The sequence below is a fragment of the Microcystis aeruginosa LEGE 91341 genome (assembly GCF_015206885.1).
Lineage (GTDB): Bacteria > Cyanobacteriota > Cyanobacteriia > Cyanobacteriales > Microcystaceae > Microcystis > Microcystis aeruginosa_H.
The window spans coordinates 1-7716 of record NZ_JADEXY010000175.1; the positions used below are offsets into that span (position 1 = coordinate 1).

A 7716-nucleotide genomic window follows, 5' to 3' on the forward strand; every position below is an offset into this window, starting at 1 on the left:
GGAGTGACAATACCCTCAACTTCTCTAATACCAACTTTGTCGGTGGCAATATCCAAATCCATGGCTATTGGGGGAATGATAATATCACCGGTAGCAATGGTAATGATGTCATTATTGGTGGCGGTGGTGAGGACATTCTTATCGGAGGATTAGGGTCAGATCAACTAACGGGAGGTGAAGGTCGCGACCGTTTTATCTTCAACACCGTTGATGAAATCGGTCAAGGTGCAAACCAAGACAATATCCTCGATTTCAATACTGGTCTTGATACCATTGACATCTCTGGCATTGATGCCAACTCCCTCAACGCTGGTAATCAGAGTTTCACGTTTATTGGTGCCTCGGATTTTTCAGGTCAAGCGGGACAACTGCGCTTTTACGGTGGTCTCCTTCGCGGGGATACCAACGGCGATTCAGTCAGCGACTTTCAATTGGCGATCGCTGGAGTGTATAGTTTACCTGTTACCAGTATAGTGTTGTGACATCCTCTGGTTTGAGGCAATAAGCTCTTAGTGCATTTAACTGAGTGTCAGCAGAAGTCCCATCGCTAAAAGCGAGGGACTTCTGCTGATACCAAATTAAATTGTATTCAGAGCAAATAAAGCATCAAGGATGAAGGTAAATCCCGTGAGAGAAGCAACCCTCTGGGGTGTTAAGTCTTAAACAATTCATCTACTTTGACTTCTAATTCCTCTAAAGTCTTAAAGTGCCAGTTCAAAGAGTTAGACAAGACTGGCTAATAGCAAATACTATGTTAACTGTCGGACAAAATAGGGAAAGCCGTTCTAAAACGACGGGGTTTTTAACCCAAATTTGCGATAATAAGATGCGCTTAAATTATCAACTGGGCATCAATGCAGATTTTTAGTTCTTTTGTCTCATCTACGGCGACTTTTGCCGAATTATCCCTACAAGCGGCCAAGGCCCCTGTTGATACCCTCACCGGTTGGTCATTAGAGGATCGCGATCCGCAAGTGATCGAAAAATTTGTCCCCCTTCTGGATTGGTTTTATCACCATTATTTTCGCGTTAAAACCGATGGTTGGGAAAATATTCCCCCCTCAGGACAAGTATTATTTATCGGCTCCCATAACGGCGGTTTAGCGGCTCCCGATATGTTTATGATGATGTATGATTGGTTTCAACGCTTTGGCAGCGATCGCTTAATCTATGGTTTGATGGATTCGCGAGTCTGGCGAGTTTTTCCACCCCAAGCTAGTCTGGCAGCCCAAATGGGAGCCATTCATGCTCATCCGAAAATGGCGATCGCTGCTTTGGATAGTGGCGCTAGTGTCCTAATTTATCCAGGAGGTGCTACGGATGTTTTCCGTCCCCACAGTTTAAGAAATAAAATTCATTTTGCTGGTAATCAAGCTTTTGTTAAACTAGCTTTACAGTACGAAGTGCCGATTATTCCCGCCATTTCCCACGGCGCTCACTCGACTCTGTTTGTCCTCGAGGATATTTATCCTCAATTAAAAGAATTACATGAAAAGGGTATGCCTTGGCCTTTCGGTATTGACCCCGGGACTTGTCCCATCTATTTCGGTTTACCCTGGGGACTAGCTATCGGTCCCTTGCCGAATATTCCCTTACCCGTACCGATACAGACGCGGGTTTGTCCCCCAATTATTTTTGAACGTTACGGCAAAAAAGCGGCCCGGGACCGCCGTTATGTACGCGAATGTTATGAGAAAGTCTGTTATTTGATGCAGCAACAACTCGATCAATTAGTGGCGGCCAATTCTCCCTGATACTATAGAGGAAAGTGGGGACAAAGCGATCGCACTTGAGCATTGCTGCGGTCAGATTAACCCGCTTGTGAGATAATGAAGTGTTTTGAGCAAAGTTATCAGTACAAAGTTTTCTCTTGAGATTTGACGATTATTTGGGGAATGCAGAAAATTATGAAACTATTACCCGCAGAATGCCAGCATTTACAAGACAAAGTAGCCATAGTAACCGGGGCCTCGCGAGGGATCGGCAAAGCGATCGCGTTGGAATTAGCCAGCCAGGGTGCTACTGTAGTGGTGAACTATGCTAAATCTAGCAGCGCTGCTGATGCCGTTGTTGAAGAAATTACCGCAGCCGGGGGAAAGGCAATAGCACTACAAGCAGATGTGGCTAAAAGCGAAGAAGTGGATAATTTAGTGGACAGTACCAAGGAAAAATTCGGTCATATTGATGTCTTAGTTAATAATGCTGGTATTACCCGGGATACCCTAATGTTAAGAATGAAATTAGAAGACTGGCAAGCGGTCATCGATCTCAATTTAACCGGGGTTTTTCTCTGCACTCGTGCCGTCGGTAAATTGATGTTAAAACAGAAAAGCGGCCGCATAATTAACATCACTTCTGTATCTGGTTTGATAGGTAATCCGGGTCAATCTAATTACAGTGCCGCTAAAGCTGGTGTCATCGGTTTAACGAAAACTTTAGCCAAAGAATTTGCCAGTCGAGGCATCACTGTTAATGCCGTAGCCCCCGGCTTTATTGAAACTGATATGACTCATGACCTCAAAGCAGATGAAATTCTCAAATATATTCCCCTATCCCGTTACGGAAAACCGGAAGAAGTCGCCGGAATGGTGCGTTTTTTAGCTGCAGATCCCGCCGCTATTTATATCACTGGTCAAGTCTTTAACGTCGATGGTGGCATGGTTATGGCTTAATTCATTTATCAGTTATCAGTTATCAGTCGTCGGTGGTCAGAATTTAGCTTTTTTATACCAACTCTGGCACTCTCCTCTCCCCACTTCTCAATTCATAACTCATAATTCATAATTTATAATTTAAAATGACTTACTGTTTAGGAATTATCAATCGTTTTGGCATTGTTATGGGGGCAGATTCTCGCACGAATGCGGGAGTCGATTATATCTCGGCCTATCGGAAATTATTTGACTTTTCGGTGTCGGGAGAAAGGGTAATTATGGTCTGCACATCGGGGAATTTATCGATTAGCCAAGGCGTGATTCACGAACTAAAAAGAGATCTGCACAATCAAGAGGATAAAAGTCTCCATTCTCTGACTCATCTCTACGATATGGCTCACTATATCGGTGATAAAAGTCGTCAAGTACAAGCTAGGGAAAGAACCTGGCTGGAAAAAGATAATATTGATTTTCAATGTAACTTTATTCTTGGGGGACAAATTAAAGGAGAAGACCCGCAATTATTCCTGATTTATTCCCAGGGAAATCATATTCAAGCCACCAAAGAAACGCCCTTTTTACAGATAGGTGAAACTAAATACGGTAAACCGATTCTTGATCGCACTATTACCTATGATACACCCCTAGAGGAAATGGCCAAATGTGCCTTACTTTCCATCGATTCGACCATGAAATCGAATATTTCTGTCGGACCGCCTATCTATTTGAGTATGTATGAAGCTAATAGCCTAAGCCTACGTCATAAGTTACAATTGCGCCTAGGAGATCCCTACCTAGCCAAAATGCGGAAACTCTGGGAAGATTACGTCCGGCAAGCTTTCGAGGCTATGCCCAATGTGGAATGGCATTATACCGATGAAGATCCCAAAGAAGATATCATAATAGATTAAGTAACTCTTTGTGAATTAACCTTACAACTCGATGATCATTGTTACCTTGATGTTGGCAGGTAGTCTAGCTTGGTTTTTTAGTAGCCTTGCTGGTGGGGGCAGCCCCCTGATTCTACTCCCCGTTTTAGGTTGGTTTCTCGATGCTGCCGTCATTCCTCCGGTTTTGACCACGGGGATGCTAATCGGTAATGTCCAACGGATGGGAATGTATTGGCGGGCCATTGACTGGCCTTCGACAGTGTGGTACTTACCCGGGGCAATTATGGGATCTACCCTCGGTGCTTTTGTCTTTGCCCATTTACAATTTAAATGGTTGCCGCTAGTTTTGGGAATTTTTCTGGTTTTATCCTCGCTTAAACAATTATTTCCCCAACAAGAAAATTCTTTTTTTGAGATTAAAACTTGGTATTTTATGCCATCGGGATTTATCTACGCTTTCCTGTCGGGATTAGTCGGTAGTACCGGCCCGATGATGAACCTGTTTTATATTAACTATGGGCTAGTTAAAGAACCAATGGTGGCAACTAAATCCGTTCACATGGTAGTAGTTCATGTGGCCAAATTAATCGCCTACGCAGCCTTTGGAGTTTTACATCTGCCTTTTCTTGGTTACGGTTTATTGTTAGGATTAGCAGCCTGGCCGGGCAATTGGTTAGGACAAAAAGTTTTAGAAAAAATGAGTCCCCAGCAATTTAAACAAGCAGTGATGTTATTCGTTTCGATGAGTGGCCTATTGATGATCTGGCGAGAACGGGGCATCGTCTTTTAAAATTTTGCTGACAAGGGGACAAATTTTGCTAGAATACTAGATAAAGGTGATTTGTACTAGCTTTGTGTAATACGCCGATAACCGTTAAATTTGCTCCTTGATTAACCCCGCCACTGAAAATGACAGAAACCGCCAATTTTACCCTCGAACAAGGTTTAGAACGCTACCAACAGGGAGAAAGCGCCGCCAGTTTATTGCCGGAATTTAAACAATTAAGCGATCGCAGTCCTAAAAATGCCGCCGTTTGGTCCTGTTTAGCTTGGTTATATATGCTCACCGATAAACCGGAATTAGCCCTAAAAGCGGCCCAAAAAGCCGTTAAACTCGATAAAGTTTCCCCCCAAAACCGGATCAATTTGGTTTTAGCTATGTTAGAAACCAAAACCGCCGGAGTTAGAGAACATATCGAACTGGTGCAACAATTAGTTAGTTTAAACAAAGAAGTTCGCCAAGAAGTGGATGAAAATATCGCTGATGGTTTGGCTAGAAAACCCGATTGGAAAAGTTTAGAACGCGTCAAAGCTTGGTTAAATGAATAAGAATATGGAATTATCAAAACAGTTATTACTCGGCTTAAAAGCCAATGATTTTCGGCATCCCATCGACCTAGAGGCCACTAATTCCCTTAAACAACTGCCCGGGTTAGATATAGCCGTGAGAAGTTTGTTAGGTTCCGTCGCTGAGGAATTCTTTTACCTAAATAATATTGCTGCTAGTGTTTTGGTGGGGGAAAAACAATTACCCGACCTGCATAATCTCCTCCTAGAAGCTTGCCGAGTTCTCGACTTAGAACCACCTCAATTATACATTCAACAAAACCCCGTTCCTAACGCCTATACCTTCGCCATGCGCGGCAAAAAACCGTTTATGGTGATGCACACTTCCCTAATTGAAATGCTGACTCCCGCAGAAATTCAAGCGGTAATCGCCCACGAATTAGGACATCTCAAATGTGAACACGGCGTTTATCTGACTTTAGCCAATATTATGGTCCTAGCGGCGGGATTACTGCCCAATTGGGGGACAATGTTAGCACGATCCCTACAGGAGAGAATGTTAGCATGGGTGCGCTGCGCCGAGTTTAGTTGTGATCGAGCGGCTTTATTGGCAGTTCAAGACCCAAAAATCGTCATGTCGGTGTTAATGAAGTTAGCTGGAGGTTCCCCCAGTCTCGCACCTTTATTAAATTTAGAGGCTTTTATCGATCAGGCCAAGTCCTACGATGCCGTCAGCGCCTCGGAAATGGGCGAAATGTTAAAGGGTTTGCAAACCCAACAGTTAACCCATCCCCTCCCCGTCCTGCGTGCGCGAGAAATTGATCGTTGGGCCAGTTCCCCCGATTATCAAAATTTGTTAAAAGGGCCAAAAATGGGTTATAATGATAGAACTAATGCCAAGGGCGAATGGCGAAATTGGTAGACGCACCACACTCAAAATGTGGCGAGGCAGCCCCTCATGTCGGTTCGAGTCCGACTCCGCCCATCAAATTACAGTAATTTCTGGCTATTATGGCCTAGAAATGGCCGATAATATTGGCTTAGTTGATGCTTGCTCAATATCTAACAAAGACTCGATCACAGAATTAACCACAGCAGCTACGCAGGAAATCGCCACACTATTACCCGTTAATTTTCGCATAGTTTGATAACTGCCGACAATTTGATAATCATCAGGAAAACCTTGTAAACGTAGCATTTCCCTTTCTGTTAAACGTCTTTTCCCATCCACTAACAAATAATTATAGGATGCTCCCGCTCGCAAGGCACAGGAATAGGGATAAGCGCTGACATTTCCTCCTTTATTTTCGTGCCAGATAGTCGGTTCACTATAAGGTTTTTTTCCCTCTCTTTTCAGCAGGCGACTTTTTTGAATTCTTTCGGAAGCATAATAAAAATCTGAGACATTTTCCTCTAATATTTCCGTTAAACTTGTTCTAGATAAAGCTGGTTTTGGCCAGATAAAATCTCTCGCTTCTCGGAAACCAACGATAAAAATCCGTTCCCGTTTTTGCGGTAAACCAAAATTAAGAGCATTCAAAACCCGATAATCGGTATAGTAATCTAAATCTTGCAGAGTATCGAGAATAACTTCTAAGGTTTTTCCCTGTTGATGTCCCTGCAATTGCTTGACATTTTCCAGAATAAATGCTGCGGGTTGTTTGGCTTTTAAAATGCGAGCAATCTCAAAAAATAGCGTGCCTCTGGTATCTTCAAATCCCTTTAAATCACCACAAATACTAAAAGGTTGACAGGGAAAACCTGCCATTAAAATATCGTGATTGGGAATATCTAGGGCAGCGATTTCGGTAATATCTCCCCAGGGTTTTTCTTCAAAATTAGCCTGATAAATTGCCTGAGCATCTTTATCTATATCACAGGAAAAAACACAATCAGATTCTAAGTTTTTTGGGCGACAAACTTGTTGAATAGCGACTCGAAACCCTCCCAAACCACAACAGAGGTCAATAAAACGAATTTTTTTGCTATCTTTCAGGAGATTCATCGGTGATTAAAATTGCAGCGATAGGGATATTCTCTTTGATTTTAAATTACTCAACTTTCACTAAATAGCGGACGGTAAATATTTCATTGACCTGTAGGGGTTTAATCGCCGAAATTGGCACAGTAACTACTGAAATTGACTCACAGAGAGCGTTAAAAACTTCTAAAATTGCTCCCATTTCGCCATTGCTAGGATGAGGGATTAAATCCACTAATACTGCCACATCTCCCGATTTTAGATTGTCTTCGGGAACATCAAGACAAAGAACCAGATGATCGTATAATCTAACATCCATAATTATCTATCCTTTCGGGGCTTGAGAGTAACAAACTGAAAACAGTCGTCAATATATCGCAGTATCCATATTGTAACCACTGCTAAATTGATTCCGTTAACTCCTTCTAGCATTCCTTCAACTCGATAAAAGATACCCTATTCATTTTTACCATCTTTGACGCATCTTCTGCTGTAATTAGCTGAATAATCGCTTTTTGCAAACTGGTCACATTATCGAGAGTAAATCCTGCTTGTGCTAAAAATTTTGATTTGTCATCTTTGTCTCTGAATACGAGAAGATAACGAGTAAGTTTATCCTCTGGAATAATTGCTTTAGATGGAATTTGCATCGCTCAATCTACTTAGTTTTCTAGCCTTTTCTTCAGCACTCATGATTTTCGAGTTTGCTGTCTAGGGATTCTATATCTGATAACTGCGGTGGATGATTAGCATTCCATGCCAGAGCTTGATCTAATTGGTTCTTCCGAACTTACCATGTAAAATCAACTAGCAAAATGCCAATTTAATAAACATCTAAGACTAAAGTTTTTAAAGTTTCTAAATCCATAGCCTCTCCTTTTAATCACCTTCAGTTTATTGTTAA

At 42.2% G+C, this 7716-nt stretch carries 11 protein-coding genes and 1 tRNA gene; 8 read left to right on the forward strand and 4 right to left on the reverse strand.

The annotated features are described in order from the left end of the window. From IQ234_RS18955 to IQ234_RS18990, 8 genes are all read left to right on the forward strand, one after another. Window positions 1–482: M10 family metallopeptidase C-terminal domain-containing protein (locus tag IQ234_RS18955; protein WP_416209687.1), on the forward strand; the 482-nt coding region annotated here is incomplete at its 5' end. Between the two features lie 372 nt (window positions 483–854). After that, window positions 855–1754 (forward strand): lysophospholipid acyltransferase family protein, encoded by a 900-nt coding sequence (locus IQ234_RS18960; protein WP_193958219.1) that lies wholly within the window; start codon window positions 855–857, stop codon window positions 1752–1754. 141 nt (window positions 1755–1895) lie between these two features. After that, entirely contained in the window at window positions 1896–2672 is a 777-nt protein-coding gene (fabG, locus tag IQ234_RS18965) for a 3-oxoacyl-[acyl-carrier-protein] reductase (protein WP_228008625.1), read from the forward strand. 125 nt (window positions 2673–2797) lie between these two features. After that, complete coding sequence (locus IQ234_RS18970; protein ID WP_193958221.1) at window positions 2798–3565, forward strand: peptidase; 768 nt, start codon at window positions 2798–2800, stop codon at window positions 3563–3565. Between the two features lie 31 nt (window positions 3566–3596). Then, window positions 3597–4334, forward strand: a complete 738-nt coding sequence (locus IQ234_RS18975) for a sulfite exporter TauE/SafE family protein (RefSeq protein ID WP_193958222.1) — start codon at window positions 3597–3599, stop codon at window positions 4332–4334. A gap of 119 nt (window positions 4335–4453) precedes the next feature. Beyond that, window positions 4454–4873, forward strand: coding sequence for a tetratricopeptide repeat protein (locus IQ234_RS18980; protein ID WP_002766728.1), 420 nt, complete (start codon window positions 4454–4456; stop codon window positions 4871–4873). Next, complete coding sequence (locus IQ234_RS18985; RefSeq protein WP_172456311.1) at window positions 4866–5753, forward strand: M48 family metallopeptidase; 888 nt, start codon at window positions 4866–4868, stop codon at window positions 5751–5753. Before IQ234_RS18980 ends, IQ234_RS18985 begins: the two co-directional genes overlap by 8 nt. Continuing rightward, window positions 5732–5816: transfer RNA gene (locus IQ234_RS18990), tRNA-Leu, on the forward strand. The genes IQ234_RS18985 and IQ234_RS18990 overlap by 22 nt, the downstream gene beginning before the upstream one ends. Window positions 5817–5840: 24 nt before the next feature. Here IQ234_RS18990 and IQ234_RS18995 read toward each other — a convergent pair. The 4 genes from IQ234_RS18995 to IQ234_RS19010 all read right to left on the reverse strand — a co-directional run. Next, the gene (locus IQ234_RS18995; protein ID WP_193958223.1) at window positions 5841–6836 is read right to left on the reverse strand and encodes a DNA cytosine methyltransferase; all 996 of its coding nucleotides are present in this window, start codon (window positions 6834–6836) and stop codon (window positions 5841–5843) included. 46 nt (window positions 6837–6882) lie between these two features. Next, window positions 6883–7131 carry a DUF4926 domain-containing protein gene (locus IQ234_RS19000; protein WP_193958224.1) on the reverse strand — a complete coding sequence of 83 codons (249 nt, stop codon included), beginning with the start codon at window positions 7129–7131 and terminating at the stop codon, window positions 6883–6885. Window positions 7132–7237: 106 nt separating this feature from the next. Then, entirely contained in the window at window positions 7238–7462 is a 225-nt protein-coding gene (locus IQ234_RS19005; protein ID WP_228008624.1) for a DUF6883 domain-containing protein, read from the reverse strand. Window positions 7463–7615: 153 nt separating this feature from the next. Beyond that, window positions 7616–7716, reverse strand: a 101-nt coding sequence (locus IQ234_RS19010) for a transposase (RefSeq protein ID WP_133164180.1), incomplete at its 5' end; no start/stop codon positions are given.

What these genes read in the sequence shown, in the direction of transcription:
- IQ234_RS18960 (WP_193958219.1), top strand. Translation starts at nt 855, where the DNA reads ATGCAGATTTTTAGTTCTTTTGTCTCATCTACGGCGACTTTTGCCGAA.
- fabG (WP_228008625.1), top strand. Translation starts at nt 1,896, where the DNA reads ATGCAGAAAATTATGAAACTATTACCCGCAGAATGCCAGCATTTACAA.
- IQ234_RS18970 (WP_193958221.1), top strand. Translation starts at nt 2,798, where the DNA reads ATGACTTACTGTTTAGGAATTATCAATCGTTTTGGCATTGTTATGGGG.
- IQ234_RS18975 (WP_193958222.1), top strand. Translation starts at nt 3,597, where the DNA reads ATGATCATTGTTACCTTGATGTTGGCAGGTAGTCTAGCTTGGTTTTTT.
- IQ234_RS18980 (WP_002766728.1), top strand. Translation starts at nt 4,454, where the DNA reads ATGACAGAAACCGCCAATTTTACCCTCGAACAAGGTTTAGAACGCTAC.
- IQ234_RS18985 (WP_172456311.1), top strand. Translation starts at nt 4,866, where the DNA reads ATGAATAAGAATATGGAATTATCAAAACAGTTATTACTCGGCTTAAAA.
- IQ234_RS18995 (WP_193958223.1), bottom strand. Translation starts at nt 6,836, where the DNA reads ATGAATCTCCTGAAAGATAGCAAAAAAATTCGTTTTATTGACCTCTGT.
- IQ234_RS19000 (WP_193958224.1), bottom strand. Translation starts at nt 7,131, where the DNA reads ATGGATGTTAGATTATACGATCATCTGGTTCTTTGTCTTGATGTTCCC.
- IQ234_RS19005 (WP_228008624.1), bottom strand. Translation starts at nt 7,462, where the DNA reads ATGCAAATTCCATCTAAAGCAATTATTCCAGAGGATAAACTTACTCGT.